Annotated in this window: 28 protein-coding genes; 16 read left to right on the top strand and 12 right to left on the bottom strand. The window is 72.7% G+C overall.

Going from position 1 to position 26,200, the window contains the following annotated elements; all coding sequences use genetic code 11:
- Positions 1-10: 10 nt before the first annotated feature.
- The 3 genes from ABLM29_RS01455 to ABLM29_RS01445 all read left to right on the top strand — a co-directional run bounded on the left by ABLM29_RS01455 (position 11) and on the right by ABLM29_RS01445 (position 2,730).
- Positions 11-796: a glycerophosphodiester phosphodiesterase family protein gene (locus ABLM29_RS01455; protein WP_349711723.1), complete on the top strand. Its 786-nt coding sequence runs from the start codon at positions 11-13 to the stop codon at positions 794-796.
- Positions 793-2,187, top strand: coding sequence for an MFS transporter (locus ABLM29_RS01450; RefSeq protein WP_349711722.1), 1,395 nt, complete (start codon positions 793-795; stop codon positions 2,185-2,187). The genes ABLM29_RS01455 and ABLM29_RS01450 overlap by 4 nt, the downstream gene beginning before the upstream one ends.
- A 156-nt stretch (positions 2,188-2,343) precedes the next feature.
- Positions 2,344-2,730 carry an RNA polymerase-binding protein RbpA gene (locus ABLM29_RS01445; RefSeq protein WP_349711721.1) on the top strand — a complete coding sequence of 129 codons (387 nt, stop codon included), beginning with the start codon at positions 2,344-2,346 and terminating at the stop codon, positions 2,728-2,730.
- A 45-nt stretch (positions 2,731-2,775) separates the two neighbouring features.
- On the opposite strand, the gene ABLM29_RS01440 is transcribed toward ABLM29_RS01445, so the two are convergent.
- The 4 genes from ABLM29_RS01440 to ABLM29_RS01425 all read right to left on the bottom strand — a co-directional run bounded on the left by ABLM29_RS01440 (position 2,776) and on the right by ABLM29_RS01425 (position 6,543).
- A complete protein-coding gene (locus tag ABLM29_RS01440) occupies positions 2,776-3,279 on the bottom strand; it encodes an FxsA family protein (RefSeq protein WP_349711720.1) in 504 nt (167 codons plus the stop codon).
- Entirely contained in the window at positions 3,276-4,034 is a 759-nt protein-coding gene (locus ABLM29_RS01435) for a polyprenol monophosphomannose synthase (RefSeq protein WP_502889136.1), read from the bottom strand. Before ABLM29_RS01435 ends, ABLM29_RS01440 begins: the two co-directional genes overlap by 4 nt.
- Entirely contained in the window at positions 4,027-5,613 is a 1,587-nt protein-coding gene (gene lnt / locus ABLM29_RS01430) for an apolipoprotein N-acyltransferase (RefSeq protein ID WP_349711719.1), read from the bottom strand. The genes ABLM29_RS01435 and lnt overlap by 8 nt, the downstream gene beginning before the upstream one ends.
- Before the next feature lie 471 nt (positions 5,614-6,084).
- Positions 6,085-6,543 carry an Lrp/AsnC family transcriptional regulator gene (locus ABLM29_RS01425; RefSeq protein WP_502889135.1) on the bottom strand — a complete coding sequence of 153 codons (459 nt, stop codon included), beginning with the start codon at positions 6,541-6,543 and terminating at the stop codon, positions 6,085-6,087.
- Between the two features lie 58 nt (positions 6,544-6,601).
- Between ABLM29_RS01425 and ABLM29_RS01420 the strand changes: the two genes are divergently transcribed.
- The 12 genes from ABLM29_RS01420 (at position 6,602) to ABLM29_RS01365 (ending at position 17,111) form a co-directional block, all read left to right on the top strand.
- The gene (locus tag ABLM29_RS01420; RefSeq protein ID WP_349711851.1) at positions 6,602-7,504 is read left to right on the top strand and encodes a 5'-3' exonuclease; all 903 of its coding nucleotides are present in this window, start codon (positions 6,602-6,604) and stop codon (positions 7,502-7,504) included.
- A 143-nt stretch (positions 7,505-7,647) separates the two neighbouring features.
- Complete coding sequence (gene urtA, locus ABLM29_RS01415) at positions 7,648-8,892, top strand: urea ABC transporter substrate-binding protein (RefSeq protein ID WP_349711718.1); 1,245 nt, start codon at positions 7,648-7,650, stop codon at positions 8,890-8,892.
- A gap of 104 nt (positions 8,893-8,996) precedes the next feature.
- Positions 8,997-9,881 carry an urea ABC transporter permease subunit UrtB gene (gene urtB / locus ABLM29_RS01410; RefSeq protein WP_349711717.1) on the top strand — a complete coding sequence of 295 codons (885 nt, stop codon included), beginning with the start codon at positions 8,997-8,999 and terminating at the stop codon, positions 9,879-9,881.
- Positions 9,878-10,984 carry an urea ABC transporter permease subunit UrtC gene (gene urtC, locus ABLM29_RS01405; RefSeq protein ID WP_349711716.1) on the top strand — a complete coding sequence of 369 codons (1,107 nt, stop codon included), beginning with the start codon at positions 9,878-9,880 and terminating at the stop codon, positions 10,982-10,984. Before urtB ends, urtC begins: the two co-directional genes overlap by 4 nt.
- Positions 10,981-11,763: an urea ABC transporter ATP-binding protein UrtD gene (gene urtD / locus ABLM29_RS01400; RefSeq protein WP_349711715.1), complete on the top strand. Its 783-nt coding sequence runs from the start codon at positions 10,981-10,983 to the stop codon at positions 11,761-11,763. The genes urtC and urtD overlap by 4 nt, the downstream gene beginning before the upstream one ends.
- Complete coding sequence (locus ABLM29_RS01395; RefSeq protein WP_349711714.1) at positions 11,756-12,436, top strand: ATP-binding cassette domain-containing protein; 681 nt, start codon at positions 11,756-11,758, stop codon at positions 12,434-12,436. The genes urtD and ABLM29_RS01395 overlap by 8 nt, the downstream gene beginning before the upstream one ends.
- Positions 12,437-12,535: 99 nt before the next feature.
- Positions 12,536-12,838, top strand: a complete 303-nt coding sequence (locus ABLM29_RS01390) for an urease subunit gamma (RefSeq protein ID WP_349711712.1) — start codon at positions 12,536-12,538, stop codon at positions 12,836-12,838.
- Positions 12,839-12,866: 28 nt separating this feature from the next.
- A complete protein-coding gene (gene ureB, locus ABLM29_RS01385; RefSeq protein ID WP_349711711.1) occupies positions 12,867-13,205 on the top strand; it encodes an urease subunit beta in 339 nt (112 codons plus the stop codon).
- A complete protein-coding gene (locus ABLM29_RS01380; RefSeq protein ID WP_349711709.1) occupies positions 13,198-14,904 on the top strand; it encodes an urease subunit alpha in 1,707 nt (568 codons plus the stop codon). The genes ureB and ABLM29_RS01380 overlap by 8 nt, the downstream gene beginning before the upstream one ends.
- A 15-nt stretch (positions 14,905-14,919) precedes the next feature.
- Positions 14,920-15,630 (top strand): urease accessory protein UreF, encoded by a 711-nt coding sequence (locus ABLM29_RS01375; protein WP_349711708.1) that lies wholly within the window; start codon positions 14,920-14,922, stop codon positions 15,628-15,630.
- Positions 15,623-16,378, top strand: a complete 756-nt coding sequence (gene ureG, locus ABLM29_RS01370; protein ID WP_349711707.1) for an urease accessory protein UreG — start codon at positions 15,623-15,625, stop codon at positions 16,376-16,378. The genes ABLM29_RS01375 and ureG overlap by 8 nt, the downstream gene beginning before the upstream one ends.
- A complete protein-coding gene (locus ABLM29_RS01365) occupies positions 16,362-17,111 on the top strand; it encodes an urease accessory protein UreD (RefSeq protein ID WP_349711705.1) in 750 nt (249 codons plus the stop codon). The genes ureG and ABLM29_RS01365 overlap by 17 nt, the downstream gene beginning before the upstream one ends.
- Before the next feature lie 38 nt (positions 17,112-17,149).
- Here the strand turns inward: ABLM29_RS01365 and ABLM29_RS01360 are convergent, their stop codons facing one another.
- Positions 17,150-18,238, bottom strand: coding sequence for a substrate-binding domain-containing protein (locus ABLM29_RS01360; RefSeq protein WP_349711704.1), 1,089 nt, complete (start codon positions 18,236-18,238; stop codon positions 17,150-17,152).
- A 188-nt stretch (positions 18,239-18,426) separates the two neighbouring features.
- Between ABLM29_RS01360 and ABLM29_RS01355 the strand changes: the two genes are divergently transcribed.
- Positions 18,427-18,813: a MarR family winged helix-turn-helix transcriptional regulator gene (locus tag ABLM29_RS01355; RefSeq protein ID WP_349711703.1), complete on the top strand. Its 387-nt coding sequence runs from the start codon at positions 18,427-18,429 to the stop codon at positions 18,811-18,813.
- Between the two features lie 42 nt (positions 18,814-18,855).
- On the opposite strand, the gene ABLM29_RS01350 is transcribed toward ABLM29_RS01355, so the two are convergent.
- The 7 genes from ABLM29_RS01350 to ABLM29_RS01320 form a co-directional block, all read right to left on the bottom strand.
- Positions 18,856-21,672 carry a DEAD/DEAH box helicase gene (locus tag ABLM29_RS01350; protein WP_349711701.1) on the bottom strand — a complete coding sequence of 939 codons (2,817 nt, stop codon included), beginning with the start codon at positions 21,670-21,672 and terminating at the stop codon, positions 18,856-18,858.
- Complete coding sequence (locus tag ABLM29_RS01345) at positions 21,669-22,550, bottom strand: diacylglycerol kinase (RefSeq protein ID WP_349711699.1); 882 nt, start codon at positions 22,548-22,550, stop codon at positions 21,669-21,671. Before ABLM29_RS01345 ends, ABLM29_RS01350 begins: the two co-directional genes overlap by 4 nt.
- Before the next feature lie 31 nt (positions 22,551-22,581).
- Positions 22,582-22,980 (bottom strand): hypothetical protein, encoded by a 399-nt coding sequence (locus tag ABLM29_RS01340; RefSeq protein ID WP_349711697.1) that lies wholly within the window; start codon positions 22,978-22,980, stop codon positions 22,582-22,584.
- A complete protein-coding gene (gene tatC / locus ABLM29_RS01335) occupies positions 22,977-23,813 on the bottom strand; it encodes a twin-arginine translocase subunit TatC (RefSeq protein ID WP_349711695.1) in 837 nt (278 codons plus the stop codon). The genes ABLM29_RS01340 and tatC overlap by 4 nt, the downstream gene beginning before the upstream one ends.
- 23 nt (positions 23,814-23,836) lie before the next feature.
- Positions 23,837-24,073 carry a twin-arginine translocase TatA/TatE family subunit gene (gene tatA, locus ABLM29_RS01330; RefSeq protein ID WP_349711693.1) on the bottom strand — a complete coding sequence of 79 codons (237 nt, stop codon included), beginning with the start codon at positions 24,071-24,073 and terminating at the stop codon, positions 23,837-23,839.
- A 117-nt stretch (positions 24,074-24,190) separates the two neighbouring features.
- Positions 24,191-25,210 carry a helix-turn-helix transcriptional regulator gene (locus tag ABLM29_RS01325; protein WP_349711691.1) on the bottom strand — a complete coding sequence of 340 codons (1,020 nt, stop codon included), beginning with the start codon at positions 25,208-25,210 and terminating at the stop codon, positions 24,191-24,193.
- Positions 25,207-26,169 (bottom strand): helix-turn-helix transcriptional regulator, encoded by a 963-nt coding sequence (locus ABLM29_RS01320; protein ID WP_349711689.1) that lies wholly within the window; start codon positions 26,167-26,169, stop codon positions 25,207-25,209. The genes ABLM29_RS01325 and ABLM29_RS01320 overlap by 4 nt, the downstream gene beginning before the upstream one ends.
- Positions 26,170-26,200 lie beyond the last annotated feature (31 nt).

Genomic DNA, 26,200 nt, shown 5'->3' with positions numbered 1-26,200 from the left:
CGGCGCGGCCGTGTACCTGCCGACGGGCAGGGTGCTGGCGTTCGCCCACCGCGGCGGCGCCGACCACCCGGAGATCGAGGGCCTGGAGAACACCCTGGCGGCGTTCCGGCACGCCGCGGACCTCGGCTACGACTACCTGGAGACCGACGTCGTCGCCACCAGCGACGGCGTCCTCCTGGCGTTCCACGACGACGTGCTCGACCGGGTCAGCGACGGCTCCGGCTCGATCCACGGGCTCAGCCTCGCGGAGGTACGGCGGTCGCGGATCGCCGGGCGCGAGGAGATCCCGGCGTTCACCGACCTGCTCGACGCGTTCCCCGACGCCTGCTTCAACGTCGACATCAAGTCCGAGGCCGCCGTCGAGCTGCTGGCCGAGCTCATCGCGGAGCGCGGCATCGCCGACCGGGTGCTGGTCGGGTCGTTCTCCGTACGGCGGACGCGACGGTTCCGCCGGCTGACCGCCGGCCGGGTGGCGACCGCCGCGCATCCGCTGGAGGTGCTGGCCTTCCGGCTCGCGCCGACCGCCGCCGTGGCGCGGCTCCTCGGCGGCCGGTCGTGCGCCGCGCTCCAGATCCCGGTCGCCCGCGGGCCGCTGCGCGTGCTGACCCCGGGGCTGCTGCGCCGTGCGCACGCGGCGGGGGTCCAGGTGCACGTCTGGACGGTGGACGAGCCCGAGGAGATGCACGCGCTCCTCGATCTCGGAATCGACGGAATCTTCACCGACCGCACCGATGTGCTCAAGGATGTCCTCGTGGCCCGCGGCCAATGGTGGACGCGGCGAAGGGGGAACCGATGACCAACGAAGTGCCGCTGCCCGTCCAGGGGCCGAGCCCCGACGAGGTGCTCGGTGGCGGCGACGACGGGCCCCGCGAGCGGTTCGGGTGGCCGGTCTATGCCTGGGGCCTGTGGGACTGGGGCTCCGCGGCGTTCAACGCGGTCATCACCACCTTCGTCTTCACCGTCTACATCACCTCCGACGACTTCGGGCCCGGGGCCTCGTCCAAGCTCGGCTGGACGCTCGCGGCCGCCGGCCTGCTGGTCGCGCTGTTCGCCCCGGTGAGCGGGCAGGGCGCGGACCGCAGCGGGCGGCGGTCCCGCTGGCTCGGGATCAACACCGCGCTGGTGGTGCTCGCCTCGGCGGGCATGTTCTTCGTCCAGCCCTCCCCCGACTACCTCTGGCTGGGCCTGCTGCTCCTCGCGTCGGGCAACGTCTTCTTCGAGTTCGCGCAGGTCAACTACAACGCGATGCTGGCCGACGTCTCCACGCCGCGCAGCATCGGCCGGGTCTCCGGGCTGGGCTGGGGCCTGGGCTACCTGGGCGGCATCGTGCTCCTGCTGATCGTCTACTTCGGCCTGATCAGCCCCGACGTCGGCCTGTTCGGCGTCACCGACGAGAACGCCATGGACGTCCGCGTCACCATGCTGCTGTGTGCCCTGTGGACGCTGCTCTTCTCGATCCCGGTCCTGGTCACCCTCCGCGACGAGCGTCGCCCGCGCGGCGAGCGGGGGCCGCGGATCGGGCTGCCGGCGTCGTACCGGCTGCTGTTCGGGAGCATCGCCGAGCTGTGGCGCACCGATCGGCGGACCGTGTGGTTCCTGGTCGCCTCGGCCGTGTTCCGCGACGGTCTGGCGGGCGTGTTCACGTTCGGCGCGGTGATCGCCGCCAACGTCTTCGGCTTCAGCGACGGCGGGGTGATCATCTTCGGCATCGTCGCCAACGTCGTGGCCGGTGTCGCCACGATCGCCTTCGGCCACCTCGACGACCGGATCGGACCGGAGCGCGTCATCGTCATCTCGCTGATCTCGATGGTGGTCGCCGGGCTGGTCATCTTCGCCCTGCACGACGCCGGCCAGACGCTGTTCTGGGTCTTCGGCCTGATCCTGTGCATCTTCGTCGGACCCGCCCAGTCGGCCTCGCGCTCCTTCCTCGCGCGCCTGATCCCGCCGGGCCGCGAGGGCCAGGTCTTCGGGCTCTACGCCACCACCGGCCGGGCCGTCAGCTTCCTCGCGCCGGCGGCGTTCTCGATCGCGATCTGGCTGGGCGCGACGTTCACCGGCGCCGCGACGCTCGACGACGCCCAGTACTGGGGCATCCTCGGCATCGCCTCGGTGCTGCTCCTGGGTCTGGCGCTGCTGCTGACGCTCGTTCGGCGGACCCCTCCCGCCGAGCGCGCCGACGTCGCCTGAGCGCGGCCCCGCACCGGCTCACGGTGAGACAGTCGTCACGATTGAAACCTTGAGCGGCTGGGTAGCGTTTGAACAGATGAGGCGGCCTGTCTGTCAGCCGTTGGGGAGACTCCCCGGCGAGGACGCCTCGTTGACTCTCGGGCGATGGAGGTAGAGATGGCCGAACGTACGTTGCGTGGCGCCCGGTTGGGCGGCCAGTCCTTCGAGGACGAGCGCGGGATCGAGTTCGCGGCACGGCAGCAGGTCGGGTACCGCTGCCCGCGCGCTCACGAGTTCGAGATCACCATGTCGATGGAGGCCGAGGTCCCCGCGGTGTGGGAGTGCCCGCGGTGCGGTCTCGAGGCGGCCAGCACCTCCGGGATCCAGGCGGAGGAGAAGGTCGACAAGCCGCAGCGCACCCACTGGGACATGCTGCTGGAGCGGCGGTCCGAGGAGGAGCTCGAGGCCATCCTCACCGAGCGCCTGGAGCTGCTGCGCGGCGGCGAGATCGGCCCGGCGCACCTGCACCGCGCCTCCCGGAAGCGCAAGCCCGCCCACACCTGATCGGCAGCGATCGACACCGACCGCCCCGGGCCCGCCCGGCGGCCGTCACTGTTCGTCGTCGATGACCTCGCCCCGGACCACGGCATCACCGGCCGCGGTTCCGGGGCGGGTCTGCGTTCCGGGCCCGTAGGTGGTCCGGCCGTAGGCGTCGGTCACGGTAACGGTGGCGCGGGTGGCGGCGTAGGCCATCAGCATCCGCCGGAACAGCGGACGGGTCGGCGGCAGGATGAGGAGCACGCCGAGCAGGTCGGTGACGAAACCGGGGCTCAGCATCAGCGCGCCACCGAGGGTGACCAGCGCCCCGTCGGCGAGCTCCCGGGTCGGCAGCCCGCCGGTCTCGAGCCGGTCGCGCAGCGCCTGCCAGGCGCTGCCCCACTCGCGCTTGAGCAGCCAGGCGCCGATGACGCTGTCGAGGATCAGCAGGAAGATCGTCGGACCGGCCCCGATCACCTCTCCGACCTGGATCAGCACGTACAGCTCGACGAGCGGCACCACGATGAAGGCGAAGAAGAGGACCAGGGCGAGCTTGCGACGCCCGGAGACGGTCATCGGCGCCCCCGGAGGTGGGCCAGCCGCTCGCGCAGTCCCCACTGGGTGATCCGGCGCAGGGACTCGAGCGCCACCTGCCCGCTCATCTTGGAGTCGCCGCGGATCCGCTCCACGAACTCGATCGGCACCTCGGTGACCGTGAGCCCGGCGCGCAGCGTCCGCGCGACGAGGTCGGTCTGGAAGACGTAGCCGGTGGAACGCACCTCGTCGAGGTCGATCTTCTCCAGCGTGGTGCGCCGGAAGAGCCGGTAGCCGGCGGTGGCGTCGCGGACGTCGATCCCGAGCAGCAGCCGCACGTAGAGGTTGCCGCCGCGTGAGAGCACCTCGCGCTGCCACGGCCAGTTCACCACCGAGCCGCCCGGCACCCAGCGCGACCCGATCACCAGGTCGGCGTGCTCGAGCGCGGTCAGCAGCCGGGAGAGCTGCTCCGGCTGGTGCGAGCCGTCGGCGTCCATCTCGCCGACCACGTCGTACCCCTCGGCCAGGGCCCACGCGAAGCCGGCCAGGTACGCCGCGCCGAGGCCGCCCTTGCCGCTGCGGTGCAGCACGTGCACGCGCGGGTCGTCGGCGGCCAGCGCGTCGGCGACGCGCCCGGTGCCGTCGGGCGAGGCGTCGTCGACCACGAGCACCTCGACGCCCGGCTGAGCGGCGTGCAGGCGGTCGATGATCCAGGCGATGTTCTCGACCTCGTCGTAGGTCGGCACCACCATCAGCACGCGCCCGAGCGGGCTGGGGATCGCGGGGTGGTCAAGCAACGGGGGCCTCGTTCGTGCTCGGGGACGGCGCCGGTTCCGCGGGGGCGGGCTCGGTCGGGAAGCCGGCATCCTGCCGTCTCCGACGATACGCCAGCGTGCCCAACACGAGACCGAGGAGCGACACGAGCGTGAACAGCCGGGCCGGCCAGTCGCCCATCCGGATCGCCGGGGTGAGCGTCTCGCTGAGCCCGACCCGCTGCTGGATGACCGCGGTGGTGCGCGGGTCGGCGCTCGCGACGACCTCGCCGGCCGCGTCGATCACGCCGCTGCGCCCGTTGGTCGACGCCACGACCAGCCAGCGCCCGGCCTCGAGGGCGCGCATGCGGGTGATCGCGAACTGCTGCTCGATCTGGTGGGTGAAGATGAAGCTGGCGTTGCTGGTCTGCACGGCCAGCATCTGCGCGCCGTTGCGGACCTGCTCGTCGAGCACGTCGTCGTAGGCGACGTCGAAGCAGATGGCGTCGCCGATCAGCGCGCCGTCGACGGGCAGCGGCGTCGTGCGGCTGCCGCTCTTCATGTCCCTGCTGATCAGCGAGAGCTGGCCGAACTTGGGGTCCCAGATGTCGCGGAACGGGATGTACTCGCCGTACGGCACGGGGTGCTGCTTGGTGTAGCGCTCCCCCGGCCCGGTGATCGGGTCCCACACGATGCCCTGGTTCAGCACGTGGTCGGGCCCGGCGGAGACGATGCCGCCGACCAGGACCGGCACGCCGATCGCGGAGACCGCGGTGCGGATGCCCTCGTTGACCTCGCTGTCGTCGAACGGGTCGACGGCCGTGGAGTTCTCCGGCCAGAGCACCAGGTCCGGCTGGGTGGCGCGGCCGGCGGCGACGGCGTCCGCGAGGGACACGGTGGCCTCGACGTGGTTCGCGGTGACGCCGCGCGGGTCGAACAGGATGTCGTTGCCGGGCCCCGGCACGTTGCCCTGCACCGCCGCGACGTCGACGGAGCCGTCCTCGTCGACGGGGTACGGAGCCACGGCTGGGATGGTGAGCACGGCCAGCACGCCGACGGGCAGCGCCAGCCGGGGCCAGCGCTCGCGTCCCTCGCCGGGCCGTCGTTCGAAGGCCCAGACGAGGCCGAACCCGAGGAGCGCCAGCGCGAACGAGAGCCCGGTCATCCCGAGATAGGCGACCGCCGGCGCCACCGGCGTGTCGATCGCGGCGAAGGAGAGGCGTCCCCACGGCATGCCGCTGAAGGGCCAGGTGCTGCGGATCCCCTCGATCATGGTCCAGACCGCTGCCATCCACACGGGCCACGCCGGCAGCGTCCGGATCACCGGCACGGCCGCCCCGGTCAGGCCGTAGAAGAGCGACTCGGCCGTGGCGAGCCCGAACCAGGCGTCGGGGCCGATCGAGGTGCGCATCCACGCGATGTGCGTGAAGTAGAACGCGATGCCGAAGAGCCAGCCGACCAGCGCCGCGCGGCGCACCGACAGCCCGGAGCAGGCCCAGCCCAGGCCGGCGATCCCGAACGGCAGGAGCACGGGAAGCGCGACCGGCTCGAACGCGGCGGAGAGGAGCAGGCCGCTGGCGATGGCGACGCCTGCCCGGAGGGCGAGCGATCCGGGGGCGTTCACGGGATCAGCCTATGTGCGAGCGGTGCGGGCCGCTCCGGGGGGCGGAAGGATCCCGGGCGCCTTCGGGCCACCCCGCGGATCGACCGGCTGCCGACGACGGGGCGTTGTCTAGGGTGCACGGGATCCTTCCGCGTCGCTCTCGTGGAGCGAACCGACCTCCGCGAACCGTGGGCGGGAAGAGCTGGTGCGGCTCCCCCGACTGCGGCCACTCGGACGGCGGTCCGCCGGTCACGACCTCATCGAGCAACGAGCGCTACGTTCTCACACTTGCGGGACGTGTCAACCACCCCGTCATCACCAACAATGGGTATATATGCAGGTCAACCCGCGTTTTTGGGGCCCTGAGAAGACCCCAATTCTTTCAGGTGCGCCCGCGAGGTCGCAGCACGCCGCCGGGGAGCGGCGCGGTGCGATAGCGGAGCGGCCGGCGGGTCGGGCCGCGTGGACCCCTGCGGGCGCCGAGCGCGTCGGTCAGCCCGTGACCGGGCGGTTCTCGTAGTAGGTGGAGAGCACGATGGTGGTCCGCGTCGAGACGTTGGCCGCGGCGCGGATGCGACCGAGCAGCTCCTCCAGCTCGGCCGGTGTACCGGTGCGCACCTTGAGCACGTAGGACTCCTCGCCCGCGACCGACCAGCACGACTCGATCTCGCGGATGCCCTCCAGCCGCTCGGGGCAGTCGTCGGGCTGCGAGGGGTCGATCGGCCGGATCGAGATCAGCGCGGTCAGGGGCAGTCCGAGCTCGGCGTGGTTGACGGTCGCGCCGTAGCCGAGGATCAGCCCGCGGCGCTCGAGCCGCTTGACCCGCTGGTGGACCGCGGAGGTCGACAGGCCGGTGGCCTTGCCCAGGTCGGTGAAGGACATCCTGCCATCGGTCGCCAGGAGCTCGAGGATCTGTCGATCGATCCCCTCCACCGGTCCACTCTCGCTCACCCCGCAGATGCTAGGGCATGGCGGCGCCACTACCGTGGCATGAGTGACTGATCGTCTGATGCTGCTGGACACCGCGAGCATGTACTTCCGGGCGTACTTCGGATCGCCGGAGATCCAGGCGCCGGACGGGACCAACGTCAACGCGGTGCGCGGCCTGCTGGACTACATCTCCCGGCTGGTCGAGCAGTACCGGCCGACCCACCTCGCCTGCTGCTGGGACGAGGACTGGCGCCCGGCCTGGCGCGTCGAGCTGATCGACACCTACAAGTCCCACCGTGTCGTCGAGCCCGTGGCGACCGGCCCCGACGTGGAGGAGGTGCCGGACCCCCTGCAGCTCCAGGTGCCGATCATCCGGGAGGTCCTCGCCGCGTTCGGCATCGCCGTGGTCGGCGCCCCCGGCTACGAGGCCGACGACGTGATCGGGACGCTGGCGACCGGCGCCGGGATGCCGGTCGACGTCGTCACCGGCGACCGCGACCTGTTCCAGCTCGTCGACGACGCCGCGGGCGTGCGTGTCCTCTACATCGGGCGGGGCGTCGGGCGCCACGAGCGGGTGGACGAGGCCTGGGTGGCCGAGAAGTACGGCGTCGCGGCCGGCCAGTACGCGGACTTCGCCACCCTGCGCGGCGACGCCTCGGACGGGCTCCCCGGGGTCAAGGGGGTCGGTGAGAAGACCGCGGCCACCCTGCTCGGGCGGTTCGGGGACCTCGACGGCATCCGCGCGGCGGCGGTGGACCCGGCCGCGGAGATGGCCGCCGGGGTGCGTGCGAAGGTCGCCGCCGCCGGCGACTACCTGGACGTCGCCCCCCGCGTGGTGGCCGTCGCCCGCGACCTGCCGCTCGACCGTGGAGCGCTCGCGCTCCCCCACGCGCCGGCTGACCCGGAGGCGCTCGAGGTGCTCGCCGAGCGCTGGGGGCTGGGTACCCCGGCGGCGCGCCTGACGGGCGTGCTCGGCGCGTAACCTCGTTTTAATTCCATTTGGTAATAGTTCGAAATCCCCTCTCCCTACGTTCTCTGCCACCGGGGCACGACGCCGTGCCCCCAGGCTCCCGAGGCCGCCGCGCGACCGCGGCCGCCCGAACGACCGAGAGGGTTGTACCCACCGTGTTCGAATCCCGCTCCCGCCTCGTCGCGGGCACCGTCCTCGCGCTGACCTCGACGCTCGCACTCAGCGCCTGCGGCTCCAAGGCCGGAGAGGAGGGCGCGGTCGAGAGCTGCGTCGACACCTCCGGCGACACCATCAAGCTCGGCTTCCTGAACTCCCTCTCCGGTCCGATGTCGATCAGCGAGACGACGGTGTCGAAGTCGCTGTCGATGGCGGCCGAGGAGATCAACGCCGACGGCGGCATCCTCGGCAAGGAGGTCGAGATCGTCCAGGAGGACGGCGCCTCCGAGCCGACCGTCTTCGCCGAGAAGGCCGAGAAGCTGATCCAGCAGGACTGCGTCGCCGCGGTCTTCGGCGGCTGGACGTCGTCCTCCCGGGTCGCCATGCGTCCGGTCTTCGAGTCGCTGAACTCGATCCTCTTCTACCCCGTCCAGTACGAGGGCCTGGAGGCCGACCGGAACATCTTCTACACCGGCGCGACGACCAACCAGCAGATCATCCCGGCGCTCGACTTCCTCCGCGAGGAGAAGAAGATCAAGAGCATCTTCCTGGCCGGCTCGGACTACGTCTTCCCGCGGACCGCCAACAAGATCATCAAGCAGTACGCCGACGAGTACGGGATCGAGGTCGTCGGCGAGGAGTACCAGCCGCTCGACCAGGGCGCCTGGGGCACCGCGGTCGACAAGATCGTCAAGACCAAGCCCGACGTCATCTTCAACACGATCAACGGCGACTCCAACGTGGCCTTCCTGCAGGCCTACGACGAGAAGGGCCTGGACGCGAAGAGCATCCCGATCATCTCGGTCTCGATCGCCGAGGAGGAGGCCGCCGCGATCCCGGTCGACCTCACCGGACAGATGACCTCCTGGAACTACTACCAGACCGTCGAGAGCCCCGAGAACGAGACGTTCGTGGCCGACTTCAAGGCCGCCTACGGCGAGGACGCGGTCACCTCGGACCCGATGGAGGCGGCGTACACGTCGCTCTACCTCTACAAGGCGATGGTCGAGAAGGCCGAGACCTTCGACGTCGACGACGTGATCGAGGCGGCCGGCGGCGTCAGCTTCGACGCCCCGGAGGGCACGGTCACCGTCAACGGCGACAACCACCACATCGCGAAGACCGCGCTGATCGGCCAGGTCCGCAAGGACAAGCTGATCGAGACCATCTGGTCCTCCGGTGAGCCGATCGAGCCCGACCCCTTCCTGGAGGGCTACGACTGGTGGGACCCGAGCAAGGAGTGACCGCCTGACGTCGGAGCGCCGCGGCGCTCGCCCGTCACCCCGGTGGTCCCGGTCGCCTCGCGGCCGGGACCACCGTGCCCGTCACCGGCAGGAAGGCGTCTGACATGGACGTTGTCATCTCGCAGGTCTTCACCGGCGCCTCCTACGGCGCCGCGCTCCTCCTCATCGCCCTCGGCCTGGCCCTGACCTTCGGCCAGATGGGCGTGATCAACATGGCGCACGGCGAGTTCGTGATGGCCGGCGCCTACACCGCCTACCTCACCCAGCAGATCGTCTCGAACGTCGACATCTCGCTCCTCATCGCGATCCCGGCCGCGTTCGTCGTCGCCGGCCTCCTCGGCGTCCTCCTCGAGGTGACGGTCATCCGCTGGATGTACGGGCGCCCCCTCGACACGCTGCTGGCCACCTTCGGCGTCAGCCTGGTGCTCCAGCAGGCCGCGAAGGACGTCTTCGGGGCCCAGGCGGTGGCGGTCGAGGCGCCGAGCTGGCTGGACGGCCAGATCATGATCCTGGGCTACCGCTACCCGCTGAGCCAGGCCTTCATCCTCGCCCTCGCCGTGGCCTGCCTGGGAACGGTCGCCTGGATGATGAAGTCGACCTCGTTCGGCCGCGAGATGCGGGCCACCGTGCAGAGCCGCGGCCTCGCGGAGACGGTGGGCGTCTCGACGCGGAACGTCGACCGGTTGACCTTCTTCCTCGGCTCGGGCCTGGCGGGCATCGCGGGGGTCGCGGTCACCCGGATCACGGCCGTCGAGTCGACCATGGGCCAGGAGTACATCATCTGGGCGTTCCTCGTCGTCGTCGTCGGCGGCATCGGCCAGATCAAGGGCGCCGTGATCGCGGCCTTCGCGCTCGGCATCCTGCGCTCGTTCCTCACCTACTTCACCGACGGGAGCATGGCCGTGGTGCTGACCTTCCTCATCGTCGTCGTCTTCCTCCAGATCCGGCCCCAGGGCCTGTTCGCGATCCGCACCCGGAGCCTGGTGTGAACGGCCGGGCCGGGCAGCTGCTCAAGGCGTCGGCGCCACTGCTGGGGATCGCGGCGCTCGCACTGCTGCTGCTGGTCGTCGCGCCCGCGGTGCTCACCCAGTTCCGCCTCAACAACCTCGGGAAGTACTGCTGCTACGCCATCGCCGCGGTCGGCATCGGCATCGCCTGGGGGCGCGGCGGCATGCTCGTCCTCGGCCAGGGCCTCTTCTTCGGGATCGGTGCCTACGCGATGGGGATGCACCTCAAGCTCGAGGCGTCGGAGGCGACGGGCGGCGTGCCGGACTTCATGCTCAACTTCGGTTCGGGCGCCCTGCCCGCCTGGTGGGAGCCGTTCCGCAGCGGGCCCTTCACGATCCTGGCGATCGTGGTGCTGCCGGCCGTGCTCGCGGGTCTGCTCGGGTTCGCGGTGTTCAAGCGCCGCATCAAGGGCGCCTACTTCGCGATCCTCTCCCAGGCCCTCACGGTCGCCTTCGCCGCGCTGCTGGTCTCCCAGATCAAGTACACCGGCGGCCAGACCGGGCTGAACTCGCTGCGGTCGTTCTTCGGCTACAACCTCTACGACCCGGCCAACAAGCAGATGATCTACTTCATCTCCGCGGGGCTGCTGATCGCGGCGCTCCTGGTCACCTACCAGCTCTACCGCAGCCGCTTCGGCGAGCTGCTGGTCGCCGTCCGGGACGCCGAGGAGCGGGTGCGCTTCCTCGGCCACGACCCGGCCAACATCAAGGTGGTGGCCTTCGTCGCCGCCGCGGTGATGGCCAGCATCGGCGGCGCGATGTTCGTCCCGCTGGCCGGCCTGATCAACCCGCGCGAGGTGAACGCCCTCGCCTCGATCATGCTGATCGCCGGCGCGGCGCTCGGCGGCCGCGCCTCCCTGCTCGGTCCGGCGATCGGCGCCCTCGCGGTGGGCTTCGGCCGGACCTACCTGTCGGAGAGCTTCCCCGAGCAGTGGACCTACTTCCTGGGTGCGATGTTCATCCTGGTCATCCTCTTCATCCCGAACGGCCTCGCGTCGGTCATCCCGCGGCTGTGGGCGCGCCGGCGCGAGCGGGAGACGGCCCCGGTCCCGACCCAGCAGCCCGAACCGGAGGTGGCCGCATGAGCCGGAAGATCGCTCCCCCGGACCCGCGGGGCATGGACTACCTGGAGATCCGGGGCCTCACCGTCGACTTCGACGGCTTCAAGGCGGTGGACGGTGTCGACGTCACGCTCCTCCAGGGGCAGCTCCACTTCCTGATCGGCCCGAACGGCGCCGGCAAGACCACGCTCGTCGACGCCGTGACGGGCCTGGTCTCCGGCTCCGGCCACGCCACCTACCGCGGGCACCAGCTGCTCGGCATGAAGTCGCACCAGATCGTGCGCGCCGGGGTCGGCCGCACGTTCCAGACCGCGACGGTCTTCGAGGAGCTCACCGTCCTGCAGAACCTCGACATCGCCGGCGGCGTGCACCGGTCGGCCTGGGGCATGCTGCGGGCACGCCGCGGCGTGCCCGACTACGTCGCCTCGGCGTTGGAGACGATCGGCCTGACCGACCTCGCCGACCGGCCCGCCGGCGTGCTCGCGCACGGTCAGAAGCAGTGGCTGGAGATCGGCATGCTGCTGGTCCAGGACTCCAAGGTGATGCTGCTCGACGAGCCCGTGGCCGGCATGAGCGCCGAGGAGCGGGCCGAGACCGGCGAGCTGCTGCGCCGGATCGGCACGGAGCGCACGATCGTGGTGATCGAGCACGACATGGAGTTCGTGCGGCAGTACGCCGACATCGTCACCGTCATGCACGCCGGCAAGGTGCTGACGGAGGGGTCCGTGGCCGACATCCAGGCCGACCCGAGGGTCCAGGAGGTCTACCTGGGCCGCACCGCGGAAGGAGCCGAGCATGCTTGAGATCCGTGGGGTCACCGCCGGCTACGGCCGGTCCATGGTCGTCCACGACATCGACGTGACGGTGCCCGAGGGCGGTGCGGTCGCGGTGATGGGCCACAACGGCGCGGGCAAGACCACGCTGCTGCGGGTGGCGGTCGGGCTGCTGCCGGTCCGGTCGGGCACGGTGCTGCTGGACGGCGAGGACGTCACCGGCATGCGTCCGAGCGCCCGGGTGAGGCGGGGCCTCGGCTACGTCCCGCAGGGGCAGCAGTCCTTCCCCCAGATGACGACGCTGGAGAACCTCCGGCTCATCACCACCGACAAGGCCGAGATCGACGGGGTGCTGGACACCTTCCCGGCGCTGCGCGGCCTGCTCGGCCGCCGAGCGGGGCTGCTCTCGGGTGGGCAGCGCCAGCAGCTCGCCATCGCACGCACGCTGCTGACCAAGCCCCGGATGCTCATCCTGGACGAGCCCACGGAGGGCATCCAGCCCAACGTGGTGGCCGAGATCGAGTCCGTCATCGCCGGTCTGACCCAGCGCGGTGACCTGTCGGTCCTCCTGGTCGAGCAGCACGTCGGGTTCGCGCTCCGCAGCACCGACTCCTACTACGTGCTGGAGTCCGGACACATCACGTCCAGCGGCGAGGGCGGGCCGGGGGCGCTGGAGTCGGTCCGTGCTGCGATGGCGGTCTAGACCCGTGCATCATGTGACATCGGTCACTGTGCAACGCTGGCCGCCGGACCCAGCCCCACGCACCGCTGGCCCGGACACCCACCGAGGAGGCATCCCCCGATGTACCTGACCGGTTCCGACACCGAGAAGCTGCTGCTGAGCGTCGCCGGCATGGTGGCCCGCGACCGGCTGGAGCGCGGGATCAAGCTCAACTACCCGGAGTCGGTCGCCCTGCTCTCCTGCTGGGTGATCGAGGAGGCGCGCGCGGGGGCCGGCGTGGCCGACCTGATGGAGCGCGGCCGAGAGGTGCTCACCCGCGACCAGGTGATGCCCGGCGTCGCGGAGATGGTCCTCGACGTCCAGGTGGAGGCGACCTTCCCGGACGGTCGCAAGCTCGTCACCCTGCACCACCCGATCGCCTGAGGAGTCCGAGAACTGTGAGGAGACTGGCATGAGCGGCGTCACCGACGGACCGGGCGCGACCCGGACGGCACCGGGGACCGTGGTCCTCAACGGGGACCGGGCCGAGCACGAGCGGGGCACGATCGTGGTCACCAACACCGGGGACCGACCCGTCCAGATCGGCTCCCACATCCATCTCCCGGACGCCAACGCGGCGCTCGACTTCGACCGCGGCGCCGCCCGCGGGTTCCGGCTCGACATCCCGTCGGGTACCTCCCGCCGCTTCGAGCCCGGCGCCTCCCAGGAGGTCGGGATCGTCGCGCTGCGCGGCGCCCGCGTGGTCCCCGGCATCCAGATCCGCACGGACGGGGGCGCCCTCGATGGTTGAGATCAGCAGGTCCGCCTACGCGGCCCTCTACGGCCCGACCGTGGGCGACCAGGTCCGCCTCGGCGACACCGACCTCTGGATCGAGGTCGAGCGCGACCTCGTCGTCGGTGGCGAGGAGGCCGTCTTCGGCGGCGGCAAGTCCATCCGCGAGTCCATGGCGCAGTCCACCCGGGCCTCGGCCGAGGGTGCGCTCGACACCGTGATCACCAACGCCCTCGTGCTCGACCACTGGGGCATCGTCAAGGCCGACGTCGGCATCCGCGGCGGACGCATCGTCGCGCTCGGCCGCTCGGGCAACCCGGACGTGGCCGACGGCGTCCACCCCGACCTCGTGATCGGGCCCGGCACGGACGTCGTCGCCGGCGAGGGGCGGATCCTCACCGCCGGTGCGATCGACATCCACGTCCACCTGCTCTCCCAGTCGCAGCTGGTCGAGGCGCTCGCCACCGGCATCACCACGATCGGCGGCGGCGGCACGGGGCCCTCGGAGGGCTCCAAGGCCACCACCGTCACCCCGGGGGCCTGGCACCTCGGCGCCGTGCACCGGGCGCTGGACACCGTCCCGGTGAACGTGCTGCTGCTGGGCAAGGGCAACACCGTCAGCGCGGCCGGCCTCGCGGAGCAGGCGCTGGCCGGGGCCGCCGGCTACAAGGTGCACGAGGACTGGGGATCCACCCCGGCCGCCATCGACGCGTCGTTGCGCGCCGCCGAGGAGTACGGCCTCCAGGTCGCGCTGCACTCCGACAGCCTCAACGAGGCCGGGTTCGTGGAGTCGACCGTGGGCGCCATCGGCGGCCGCAGCATCCACGCCTTCCACGCCGAGGGCGCCGGCGGCGGCCACGCCCCCGACATCCTGACGGTGGCCTCGCTCCCCCACGTCATCCCCGGGTCGACCAACCCGACGCTGCCGCACACGGTCAACACCGTCGCCGAGCACCTCGACATGCTGATGGTGTGCCACCACCTCAACCCGCGGGTGCCCGAGGACCTGGCGTTCGCGGAGTCGCGCATCCGCGCCACCACCATCGCCGCGGAGGACCTGCTCCACGACATCGGCGCGATGTCGATCACCTCCTCCGACGCCCAGGCGATGGGCCGGATCGGCGAGGTCGTCTGCCGCACCTGGCAGGTCGCGCACGTGATGAAGCAGCGGTTCGGCGCGCACGCGGACCTCGGCGAGGGCCCGGCGGACAACACCCGGGCGAAGCGCTACGTCGCGAAGTACACGATCAACCCCGCGATCGCGCACGGGATCGACCACGAGGTCGGCTCCGTCGAGGCGGGCAAGCTGGCCGACCTGGTGCTGTGGGACCCGCGGTTCTTCGGGATCCGGCCCGACGTCGTGATCAAGGGCGGCGCCCTGGTCTGGGCGGCGCTCGGCGACCCGAACGCCTCCATCCCGACGCCGCAGCCGGTGCTGATGCGGCCCACCCTGGTGGAGGACGGCAGCCCCTACTCGGTCAGCTTCGTGGCGCCGGCGGCGCTGGAGGACGGGCTCGCCGACCGGCTCGGCCTGCGTCGCCGCCTGGCCGCGGTCCGCCCGACCCGCGAGGTCACCAAGGCGTCGATGGTCAACAACGACGCCCTGCCGCGGATCGAGATCGACCCGGAGACCTTCGCCATCGACGTCGACGGCGAGCGGATCACGCCCGCGCCCGCCACCGAGCTGCCGCTGGCGCAGCTCTACACGATGTTCTGACGGTTGCCCGAGCAGATGACGGAACCCGCTGCCGACGCCGGGCCGACGGGGGCACACGCCTCCCCGGCGGCCGACCCGGAGCTCTTCCTGCTGCTGCTGGCCGACGCGCGCCTGCCGGTCGGGGGCCACACGCAGTCCGGCACGCTGGAGGCGGCGCTGGCGCACGGGCTCTCGCCGGACGACGTACCCGGCTACCTGCGCGCGCGGCTGCTCGGCGTCACCCGCGTGGAGGCGGGCACCGCGGTCGCCGCCCGCGCCGCCGTGCTGGCCGGGGCCGCCCTGGCCGACGTGGACGCCGCCTGGGCCGCCCGGACGGTGTCGCCCGCGCTCCGCGACGCCTCCCGGCAGCAGGGGCGGGCGCTGATGATGGTCGTCGAGCGGCTGTGGCCAGCGGCGCTGCCGCCGCTGGCGGGCATCGCCCGCCCCGCCCGCGCGACGGTGGTGGGCGCGGTGGCCGCCCACGTGGGCCTCGGCGCCGCCTCGCTGGCCCGCATGGTCGCGTACGACGACGTGCAGACCGTCTGCGCCGCCGCGCTCAAGCTGGCCCCCCTCGACCCGTTCGTGGTCACCCGGTGGGTCGCCGCCGCGCTGCCGGCCGTGGACGAGGCGGCCCGCGCGGTCGCCGACGTGACCGACCCGGCCGACGTGCCGGCGGTCGCCGCACCCCAGATCGAGGCGTGGGCACAGGCCCACGCCGTGACCAGCAGGAGGCTGTTCCGTGCCTGATCCCGCCGCATCCCGGACCCCGACCCAGCGGCCGCTACGCCTGGGCGTGTGCGGCCCGGTGGGCACCGGGAAGAGCTCCCTGATCGCGCTCCTGTGCCGCGAGCTCTCCGCCTCGTGGAACCTCGCCGTGGTCACCAACGACATCTACACCGACGAGGACGCGCGGTTCCTGCGCTCGGCCGGTGTGCTGGAGGCGGACCGGATCCGGGCCGTGGAGACGGGCGCCTGCCCGCACACCGCCATCCGCGACGACATCAGCGCCAACCTGATGGCCGTCGAGGAGCTGGAGCACGACTACACGGGCTTGGACGCGGTGCTCCTCGAGTCCGGTGGCGACAACCTGACGGCCACCTTCTCCCCCGCCCTGGTCGACGTGCAGATCTTCGTCCTCGACGTGGCCGGCGGCGGCGACGTCGCGCGCAAGGGCGGACCCGGTATCGAGCGCGCGGACCTGCTGGTCGTCAACAAGACCGACCTGGCGCCGTACGTCGGCGTGGACCTGTTCCGCATGCTCGCCGACGCCCGGGAGGCCCGGGGCGACCGGCCCGTGGTGGGGCTCTCGCGCACCGACCGCGCCAGCATCGACGAGCTGATCGCGTGGCTGGGGGCGGTGCGGGACCACCACCGGGAGGGTCAGTGGGTGCCGACCGACCCCGGCCCGATGGCGCCGCACTTCCATGCCGAGGACGTGCCGCACGACCACCGGCACGAGCACGAGCACCCGCACGGGCATGCTCACGGACACTGAGCGGCTCGCCCGCACCCGGATCCGGGCGACCCTGGGCGACGCCGGCCGGTGCCGGGTGCGCAGCGCGGTCACGCTGTCGGACCCCACCGCCTCCTCGGTGCGTCCGGTGGTCGTGTCCCAGGAGGGCACCGCGGCCCGGGTCTCGCTGGTGCCCGAGGGCGCCCTGCTCCTGGCCGGCGACGCGGTCGAGATCGACGTCGAGGTCGGCGCCGGCGCCCGCCTCGACCTGGTCGAGCCGGGCGGCACGGTCGCCTACGACATGCGTGGCGCGGCCGCCCGCTGGTCCGTCCGGATCAGCGTCGGTCCCGGTGCCGTGCTCACCTGGGCGGGTGAGCCGTTCGTGGTCTCCGCGGGTGCCGACGTCGAGCGGAGCACCACCGTCCGCCTGGCGGGGGACGCGGCGCTCGCGCTGCGCGAGACCCTGGTCCTGGGGCGGTACGGCGAGGCGCCGGGGCGGGTGCGGCAGCGCACGGACGTGAGCGTCGACGGCCGCCCCGCGCTCGTCGAGGAGCTGCCGTTGGACCCGGCCACCGCGCCCCTCCTCCTCGGCGGCCACCGGGTGGTGACGGCGGTGCTGGCCGTCGGCGCGGGCGAGCCGTTCGGCCCCGACCGGGACCGGTTCGGCCTGGAGGGCGGCGGCCTGCTGTGGCGTCGCCTGGGTGCGCAGGCCCACGAGGCGGACCTCGGCGAGCCCTGGCGGGCCACGCTCGCCGTCGTCGGAGCGGGCGGGTAGTCGTGCCCCGCGCGCTAGGACACGGCCCAGGACGCGCCCTAACGGGCCCGCGCGATCTGGTCCGTGATCCGGAACTCGAGGCCGTCCGCGGCCGCGAGGTAGACGTCCTGGTCGACCAGGTTGCCGTCCAGGCGCATCAGGCCGCGCGGGCTGCAGTAGAAGTGGCCCGACTCCAGGCGCGCGACGGCGTCCATCGAGACCGAGCCGCAGACGTCGCCGAGCCGCGCGAGGAAGAGCAGCGCCTCGTAGCAGGACTCCCCCACGGCGTTGAGCGCGGGCGCCCAGGCGCCCCACCGGGCGTAGTAGGCGGCGGCCAGCTCCGAGCTCTCCGCGGTCTGCAGCGAGTCGAAGTAGGCGGCCGCCGCGTAGAGCCCCTCGTGGGCGCCGGCGCCCCCGGCGAGCAGCGTGTTCTCCTCGACCGCCGGGCTGAGCCGCGGCATCTCGGCGGCGATGCCGGACCGTGCGAACTGCCGGTTGAAGTGCACGGCGTCCTGCCCCATCAGCAGCATGATCACGCCGTCGACCGGCTGGTCGTTCAGCCGGGACAGCACCGCGCTGAAGTCGCTGGTGCCCAGCGGCACGTAGGTCTCGCTCACGACCCGCGACGCTGTGCCCTCCAGGGCCAGGCGGGCGGTGGTCCCGGTGACGCGCGGGAACACGTAGTCGTTGCCGACGATCGCCCACCGGCCGACGCCGAGCTCGCGGCGCATCCAGTGCGCGGCCGGGAGCAGCTGGTTGATCGGCCGCTCGCCGAGCATGAACACGCCCGGCGTCTCGTCGCCGCCCTCGTGCATCGCGGCGAAGGCGTAGACCACCCGACCGCCGACGCGTCGCGTGATCGCCTGACGCACCGCCGAGATGTGCCAGCCGGCCACGGCCTGGACGCGCCCGGTGTCCACCAGCACGCCGACCTCGTCGGCCACGACCTCCGGGTCGCGGCCGCCGTCCACGATCACCAGCTCCACCTCGCGGCCCGCGATGCCGCGGCCCGCGTTGAGCTGCTCGACCGCCAGCTCGCCGCACGCCAGGCAGGAGGGGCCGTAGATCCCGGTGGGTCCCTGCAACGGGACCACGAAGGCGACCGACAGCTTCTGGGCGGCGCGCAGCGCCGCGCGGGAGTCGACCACGGGACCTCCGTGGGGCAACGGTCGTCCAGGCCGGCGACGCTGCGGGCGTGTGGGAGGACCGAGATGGTGGGGTGTGCCTACGATAGAGGCGACCCGACCGTCCGGGCGTCCGCTTCTCACGAATGGCGACCCCGCCCGGCGCGGGTCGAGGCGGGCCGACGGGGCCCGTGGGGGCGGAGGGGAGCACGGTGAACGACCTCAGGGCCGGTGAGGGCGGCACCCCGAGCCTGGCCGTGCACGTGCGTCAGGTGGAGGCGGTCCTGCGCGACGCGCTGCAGCCGCTCCTCGACGAGCACGGGCTGACCCTGGAGCACTGGCGGATCCTGGCCGTCGTCGACGCGGAGCCCGGCCTCGGGATGAGCGAGGTGGCGACGCTCGCGGTCGTGCCCGCGGCGTCCCTCACCCGCCACATGGACCGGTTGGTGGAGCGCGCCCTCGTGGTGAGGCGGATCGACCCGGAGGACCGGCGCCGCGCGGTCGTCGCGCTGTCGCCGCTGGGGCGCGAGTACGCCGCCCGGCTGCTCACGGCCGAGCGCGGTGCCGGGCTGCCCGCCCCCGCCGTACCCTCCGGCTGACGGCCCGGCCGGCCGGGGTGGTCCCGGCCCCCTCCGGCGGGGTCAGTCCCCCGCGACGATCCCCCGGCGCAGCAGGCGCACCGCCTCCCGCGCCGCGCTGCGCACCGGGGTGCCCGCGGCGGCGTCGGCCAGCTGCCCCATGAAGTCGACCAGCAGCTTCATCTGCCGCACGAAGTCGCCGGCCGTCAGGTCGCCCCGGCCCAGCACCTCGTCCAGCGGCTGCCCGTCGGCCCACCGGTAGGCGGTCCAGGCGAAGCCGGCGTCCGGCCGGCGCAGGAAGTCGAGCCGGTGGTCCCGCTCCAGGGCCTCCAGCGTGCCCCAGAGGCGGACCAGCTCGTCGATCCGCACGCTCACCAGCCCGCCCGGGACCCCGGGGAGCGCCTCGTCGGGGCGCCGCGCCTCGTAGACGAGCGTGGAGACGACGGCGGCGAGCTGCACCGGGGTGAGGTCGTCGAGGAGTCCGCTGCGCAGCGCCTCCGCGGCGACCAGGTCGAGCTCGGAGTAGATCCGCATCAGGCCGCGGCCGCGCTCGGTGACCTCGTCCTCGGTCAGGTAGTCGAGCGCCTCGAGCACCTCGCAGACCCGGTCGAAGGTCCGCGCGACGGTGTTCGTCCTCCGCTCCACGCGGCGGGCCAGCGTCTGGGCGTCACGGTCCAGCTTGAACCACCGCTCGGCCCAGCGGGCGTGGTCCTCGCGCTCGTCGCACCCGTGGCACGGGTGAGCCCGCACCTGGGCGCGCAGGGCGGCGATCTCCTCGGCGACCGCGCCGTCGATCGGGGCGCGCTGCGCGCGCGGTCGGGTGACCGAGTGCGGCAGCGCCCGCACCGCCTCCCGGACGGCCTGCGCCACGTCCTTGCGCTGGTGCGGGTTGCGGGGGTCGACCCGCTTGGGCAGCTTGATCTGCGCCACCGGCTCCACGGGCACCGGGAAGTCCGGCAGCGAGAGCCGCTTGCCCTGCTTGTCCGCGGTGATCACCAGCGGGCGGTGGCCGTGGTCGGAGAGCCCCGGGTCGAGGATCACCGCCGGGCCGGCGAACTTGCCCGCCGGCACCACGATCACGTCGCCGGGCCGGAGCTGCTCCAGCGACGCGGCGGCCTCGGTCCGGCGGTCGGTACGGCGCCCCCGGCTGGCCTCCTTCTCCTTGTCGCTGATCGCGCGGCGCAGCGCGGCGTACTCCATGAAGTCGCCGAGGTGGCAGGTGGCCGCCTCCTCGTAGCCCGCCAGCGCGTCCTCGGCCTTGCGCAGCTGCCGGGCCAGGCCGACCACGGCCCGGTCCGCCTGGAACTGGGCGAACGACTGCTCCAGGAGCTCGCGGGAGCGGTGCCGTCCGTAGGCGTGGACCAGGTTGACGGCCATGTTGTAGGAGGGCCGGAAGGACGAGCGGAGCGGATAGGTCCGCGTGGAGGCGAGGCCGGCCAGCTCGCGGGGGTTCATCCCGGGCTGCCACAGGACCACCGCGTGCCCCTCGATGTCGAGGCCCCGGCGCCCTGCGCGGCCGGTGAGCTGGGTGTACTCGCCCGGCGTGATGTCGGCGTGGGTCTCGCCGTTCCACTTCGTCAGCTTCTCGAGCACGACGGTGCGCGCGGGCATGTTGATGCCCAGCGCCAGGGTCTCGGTGGCGAACACGACCTTGACCAGCCCGCGCAGGTAGAGCTGCTCCACGCACTCCTTGAACGCCGGCAGCAGCCCCGCGTGGTGCGCCGCGACGCCGCGGCTGACCGCGTCGAGGAAGTCGTGGTAGCCGAGGACCTCCAGGTCGGCGCCCGGCAGCCGGCCCACCGTCGACTCGACGTACGCGATCGCCTCGTCGCGCTCCTCGGCCGTGGTCAGGCGCAGGTTGGCGTCCAGGCACTGCTGCACCGCCGCGTCGCAGGCGGCGCGGCTGAAGATGAAGACGATCGCGGGCAGCAGCTGCTGGCGCTCGAGGCGGTCGATCACGTCGGGCCGCGACGGGATCCAGACCCGGCGCCCGTTGCCGACCTGGCGGGGGTTCTTCGACGAGCCGGGCTTGCCCTTGCGGGGCGAGCGCCGGTCGCGCATCAGCCGGGAGCTGGCCCAGTCGTCGCGCGCGATCCGCATCAGCTCGTCGTTGACGGGCGCGCCCTCGCGGACGAAGCCGGCGGCGGCGTCCACGTCGGAGGAGGCGAAGAGGTCCATCAGCCGCCGACCGACCATCACGTGCTGGTACAGCGGGACCGGCCGGCGCTCGGCGACGATGGTGCTGGTCTCGCCGCGCACGGTCTCCAGCCACTCGCCGAACTCCTCGGCGTTCGACACCGTGGCCGACAGCGAGATCACCGAGACCGACTCCGGCAGGTGGATGATGACCTCCTCCCAGACCGCTCCGCGGGACCGGTCGGCGAGGTAGTGCACCTCGTCCATCACCACGAAGCCGAGGCCGACCAGCGTGCGCGAGCGGGCGTAGAGCATGTTGCGCAGCACCTCGGTGGTCATCACCACCACCGGCGCCTCGCCGTTGATGGAGGTGTCACCGGTCAGCAGGCCGACCCGATCCTCGCCGTAGCGGGCGACGAGGTCGTTGTACTTCTGGTTCGACAGCGCCTTGATGGGCGTGGTGTAGAAGCACTTGCGGCCCGTCTCGACCGCGAGGTGGACGGCGAACTCGCCCACCACCGTCTTGCCGGCGCCGGTCGGCGCCGCCACGAGCACCCCGCGCCCGTCCTCGACCTCCCGGCAGGCGTCGACCTGGAACTCGTCCAGCGGGAACGGGTACGCCGACGCGAAGTCCGCCAGCACCGGGTGCCGCGCGCGCCGCCGGGAGGCGGCGTACGCCTCCGCGGGACCGGGCTGATCCTGCTCCGGGTGCTGCTCGGCGGTGCGGTCGTGCCGGGCGCTCACGCGAGCACCCGGATCGCCGAAGGGACGGACTCCACGGTCAGGGGCAAGGCTCCGAACCTCTCGCCGTCGGCGTAGCCGACGATGTCGGGAGCGGCGACGGTCACCCGGGTGACGCGGTGCCGCTCGTACTGGGGGTGGTGGACGTGGGTTCCCCGGAAGAGCTTCGGGTACGTGCGCACCAGGTCGGGTCGCGTGAGCGGCCGGATCACCACCACGTCGAGGAGCCCGTCGTGGAGGTCCGCACCCTCGGCGATCCGGAGGCCGCCGCCGAACGACGGCCCGTTGCCGACCGCGACCAGGGTCGCGCGCGTGTGCAGCTCGGCGCCGTCGAGGTCGAGGCGATAGGTGCGCGGGCTGAACGCGCGCAGCTCGGCGAGCGTGGCGAGGTTGTAGCGCATCTGTCCACGCGGCCACCGCATCCGGTTGGCGCGCTCGCTCACCACCGCGTCGAACCCGGCCGCGAGCACCGTCGCGAAGTACCGCTCCCCCACCCTGGCCAGGTCGATCGGCGTCGGGGATGCGCCGAGCAGGTGGGCGGCCGCCGCGGCGCCGTCGCGCCGCGGGATGCCGAGGTAGCGCGCCACGTCGTTGCCGCTGCCCGCCGGGAGGATGCCGAGCGGCACCTCGGTCCCGGCGACGAGCTGGAGCCCGAGGTTGACCATCCCGTCGCCGCCGCAGACCAGCAGCGCGTCGGCGCCGTCGGCCAGCGCCTTCCGGCCGAGCTCGGCGGCGTCGTCCGCGTTGCGTCCGGTGATCGGGCGGACCCGCCACCCCGCGCCGCGCAGCCGCGGCAGCGCCTCGTCGCGGACCCGGAGCGCGCGCCCCCGGCCCGCGGTGGGGTTGGTCAGGACGACGACGTCCCGGATCTCTCCGGTCACGCGGCAAGCCTAGTGTCCCGGGTCGCGCGGATCAGCGCCCGGCGCGCAGGTGCACGCCGAAGCGGTCGCGCGGGGCGCCGACGGCCTGCGCCAGCCGGCCGACCGCCTCGAGCACGCCGTCCGCGGTGAGGGCCACCGTGGGCACCGCGAGCGCGAGCCGGCCGTCACCCTCCAGCAGGTGCACCTGGCCGAGCTGCCAGGCCTGGTGCACCTCGTGCCGGGTCTCCTCGTCGACGACGGGCCGGGGATAGGCGGTGTCGGCCGCCAGCAGGTCGCAGACCAGCCGGCTACCGTCGGCGTGGCTCTCGAGGACGCCCGGGACGAGCGCCTGGGCGAGCGCGCAGCCGGCGGTCCAGGTCACCTCATGGGTCCCGATCCACTCGGGCAGGTCGAACGGGTCGACGGCGGTCCACGCGCGGGAGCGCGTCACAGAGGACTCGCCTCGTCGGGCGAGAGGCCCGCGTTGATCCCCCGTGCGGCGCGGCGGCGGTCGTTGAGTCGCGCGATCACCTCGGAGATACCGAAGAGCACGATCATCGGGATGGCCATGAAGGTCATCGTGAACGGGTCGGTGGACGGCGTCATCGCCGCGGCGAAGATGAAGGTGCCGAGCACGATCCACGGCCGGTACGTGCCGAGCTGCTTGCCCTTGACCACACCGGCGAGGTTGAGCATCACCACGAACACCGGGATCTCGAACGCGATCCCGAAGCCGAGCAGCGCGCGGCTGAAGAACGTCAGGTAGTCGTTGAACTCCACCAGGTTCGTCAGGCCGTCCGGGGTGAACCCGATGAGGATCTCCAGGCCCTTGGGCAGCGTGACGTAGCCGAGGACGATGCCCGCGAGGAACAGCGGCCCGGCGATGGCGAAGAAGATGGCCGACCACTTCTTCTCCTGGGCGTGCAGGCCCGGGAGGATGAACGCCCAGATCTGGTAGAGCCAGAAGGGGCTGGTGCCGATCACGGCCGCCAGCCCGCACAGCTTGAGCGTCAGCAGGAAGCCGCCCGCCGCGCCGCTGGTCGTGGCCATCGTCCGCTCGTCGCCGAGGGCCTGGCGCGCCTGCTCGTACGGCGCGTTGACCAGGTCGAAGAGCGGGTCGAAGAAGTAGATCGCGACGATGAAGCCGACCACCAGGGCCAGCGCGCACTTCAGGATGCGGGCACGAAGCTCACGCAGGTGGTCGGAGAGGGCCATCCGCCCGTCGGCACCGACGGGGTGGACTGGACGGCCGACGAAGAGCTGGACGACGCCGGACAGGGACATGCAGGGAGCAGATCGATCCCGGCTCAGCCGGCGTTGGTGTCGCGGTTGTTCTCCACGATCTCGCCCTCAGCGGGCTCCGACTCGGAGAGCTCGCCGGCCGGCTTCTCCGGCGTCGAGTCATCGTCGCGCAGGCCCTTGGTCTCGGCCTTGAAGATGCGCAGCGCCTGACCGGTGCCGCGGGCGAGCTCGGGCAGCTTGGCCGCGCCGAAGACCAGGACGACGATCGCGAGGATCACCAGCCACTCGGCGCCACCCGGCATTGCCCAGAGGGGGACGGAACTCGGGACCGACATGACGAACCAACTCTCGACGATCGACTGCGACAACGGGAGGATCTCGGCGGCCGGATGACCGCCTCGGACCATCCTACGCTGCGCTCAGTGATACAGCGTCAGTGTCTCCCGTGCGCGTGCGGTGAAAGAGTCGATGAACTCCCGGGGTGCCAGCACGGAGGCGTGGGGTGCGAGGCGCAGCAGCAGCCGGTCGAGCCACCGGGGGTCGGCCACGACCAGGTCGACCTCCGCCGATCCGTCGGGGCGCGGCCGCACGTCGCGCATCGGGTAGTAGTCGCACGCCCAGCGGGCGGCCGGCGCCAGCAGCAGCGTCGCGACCACGCCGGAGTCGACGGGCTGCTCGGCGAACGCGCCGTCGCTGAGGTCGCGGACCGGGCGGCGGGACGTGCTGATCGCCGAGGCGAGGACCTCGGCGCCGGCGATCCGGTCCAGCCGGAAGAGGCGGTCGCCCTCGGCCAGGTGGCACCACGCGTCCAGGTAGCGGAACCGACCCGAGGTCACCACGCCGTACGGGTCCACGACCCGCTCGGACAGCTCGTCGCGGCTGGGTACGTGGTAGGTCAGGCGGACCTGGCGGCCCGCGTCGGCGGCGCGCTGCAGCTGCGCGGCGAGCGTCACCAGCGCCGCGTCGCGCGCCTCGGTGGCGACCGCGACGCGGCGCTCGACCGGGACGCCCGCCGCGCCGGCGGCCAGCGACCCCTCGAGCTTGGCCAGCACGCGGTCGACAAGCTCGGCGGTCGTCGGGTTGGACCCGACCCGGACGGTGTGCAGCGCCACGATCACGGCGGACGCCTCGGTCGCGCTCAGGCGCAGGGGCCGCGCCAGGTAGTCGGCGTTGTCGATCCGGATCACGCCGTCGGCGAGCGGTGTCCCCTCGAGCGTCTCGATCGCGTCCAGATCGACGTCGATCAGGTCGTCGGGCAGGCCGCCCGGCAGCCCGCAGAGGAAGAGCACCCGCAGGTCGGCGAGGACCTGGGCCGGGGTCGTGCCCAGCAGCTCGGCGGCCTCGCCGAGCCGCACGTGCGTCCGGTGGTGCAGGTACGGGACCAGGGTCAGCAGGCGCGCGACCTGGTCGCGCGCGCCCGGCACCACGCGGCTGCTCACCCGGACACCGCGCTCAGCCGGGCGACGAGGCTGTCGCGCAGCTCCCTCGGCTCCACGAGCACCGCGTCGGGTCCGTGGTAGAGCACCTCGTCCACCAGCCCGCGGCCGGGCCGGTCGAGCTCGATGCGGTCCCAGTCGGCGCGTCCGTCGGGGCCGACCACGCCGGGCGTGACCGTCGCCGCCCGCCGCCGGAACGAGTGGCCCGTGCCCGGGCGCAGCAGCAGCACCGCGTGGCGCGCGCCCGGCATCGGGGCCAGGCGCCCGATCGTCTCGCGCAGGTCGGTGTCGGGCGGGACCTCGTAGGCTCCCGGGCGCCCTGTGCGCCGGACCGGGCTGGTGAAGCGGTCCAGCCGGAAGACCCGCTCGGCCCCCCTGTCGACGTCGCGCCCGACCAGGTACCAACGACCGGCCGACCGGACCACCCCCCACGGCTCGACGCGGCGTCGTCGTGGCTCCGCCTCGTCGGGCCGCTGGTAGTCGAACTGGATCGCCGTCCGCTCGCAGACCGCCTCCCAGCAGGCCGGGAACGCCGGCTCGTCGGTCCGGGCCCCCGGCCGCGCCAGGTCCAGCGCGGTGAGGTCGACCCCGACCCCGGCGGCGGAGAGCTTGCGGACCGCGTCGGTCGTCGCCTGGGTCATGGTGGCGTCCTGCCACACCCGGGTGGCCAGCGCCACCACGGACGCCTCCTCGGCGGTCAGCGTGACCTCCGGCAGTGCGAACTCCTCGGCCGGGATCCGGTAGCCCAGCTCGTCGTCGAAGTAGGAGTCCGTCGGGGCGACCTCGATCGGCACGCCGAGGCCGCGCAGCTCCTCCTTGTCACGCTCGAACATCTTCTCGAACGCGTCGGGACGCGCATCCGGGTACAGCAGCTCCCGGATGCGCTCCTTGGGGATGGGGCGGCGCTGCACCAGGAGCATGATCAGCAGGTTGAGCAGGCGCTCGCTCTTCGCGGCGGGCATTGCTCAAGTCTGCCCGATCGCCGGGCTCCGG

Source organism: Nocardioides sp. YIM 152588 (genome assembly GCF_040191335.1).
GTDB lineage: Bacteria > Actinomycetota > Actinomycetes > Propionibacteriales > Nocardioidaceae > Nocardioides.
Note: the sequence above shows the minus strand (reverse complement) of the source record. Positions and strands in the feature narration are given on the sequence as shown.

Excerpts from the sequence above, each read along its gene's own strand:
- ABLM29_RS01450 (WP_349711722.1), top strand. The coding sequence starts at position 793 with ATGACCAACGAAGTGCCGCTGCCCGTCCAGGGGCCGAGCCCCGACGAG.
- ABLM29_RS01445 (WP_349711721.1), top strand. The coding sequence starts at position 2,344 with ATGGCCGAACGTACGTTGCGTGGCGCCCGGTTGGGCGGCCAGTCCTTC.
- ABLM29_RS01440 (WP_349711720.1), bottom strand. The coding sequence starts at position 3,279 with ATGACCGTCTCCGGGCGTCGCAAGCTCGCCCTGGTCCTCTTCTTCGCC.
- ABLM29_RS01420 (WP_349711851.1), top strand. The coding sequence starts at position 6,602 with ATGCTGCTGGACACCGCGAGCATGTACTTCCGGGCGTACTTCGGATCG.
- urtB (WP_349711717.1), top strand. The coding sequence starts at position 8,997 with ATGGACGTTGTCATCTCGCAGGTCTTCACCGGCGCCTCCTACGGCGCC.
- urtD (WP_349711715.1), top strand. The coding sequence starts at position 10,981 with ATGAGCCGGAAGATCGCTCCCCCGGACCCGCGGGGCATGGACTACCTG.
- ABLM29_RS01395 (WP_349711714.1), top strand. The coding sequence starts at position 11,756 with ATGCTTGAGATCCGTGGGGTCACCGCCGGCTACGGCCGGTCCATGGTC.
- ABLM29_RS01390 (WP_349711712.1), top strand. The coding sequence starts at position 12,536 with ATGTACCTGACCGGTTCCGACACCGAGAAGCTGCTGCTGAGCGTCGCC.
- ureB (WP_349711711.1), top strand. The coding sequence starts at position 12,867 with ATGAGCGGCGTCACCGACGGACCGGGCGCGACCCGGACGGCACCGGGG.
- ABLM29_RS01380 (WP_349711709.1), top strand. The coding sequence starts at position 13,198 with ATGGTTGAGATCAGCAGGTCCGCCTACGCGGCCCTCTACGGCCCGACC.
- ABLM29_RS01375 (WP_349711708.1), top strand. The coding sequence starts at position 14,920 with ATGACGGAACCCGCTGCCGACGCCGGGCCGACGGGGGCACACGCCTCC.
- ABLM29_RS01365 (WP_349711705.1), top strand. The coding sequence starts at position 16,362 with ATGCTCACGGACACTGAGCGGCTCGCCCGCACCCGGATCCGGGCGACC.
- tatC (WP_349711695.1), bottom strand. The coding sequence starts at position 23,813 with ATGTCCCTGTCCGGCGTCGTCCAGCTCTTCGTCGGCCGTCCAGTCCAC.
- tatA (WP_349711693.1), bottom strand. The coding sequence starts at position 24,073 with ATGCCGGGTGGCGCCGAGTGGCTGGTGATCCTCGCGATCGTCGTCCTG.
- ABLM29_RS01320 (WP_349711689.1), bottom strand. The coding sequence starts at position 26,169 with ATGCCCGCCGCGAAGAGCGAGCGCCTGCTCAACCTGCTGATCATGCTC.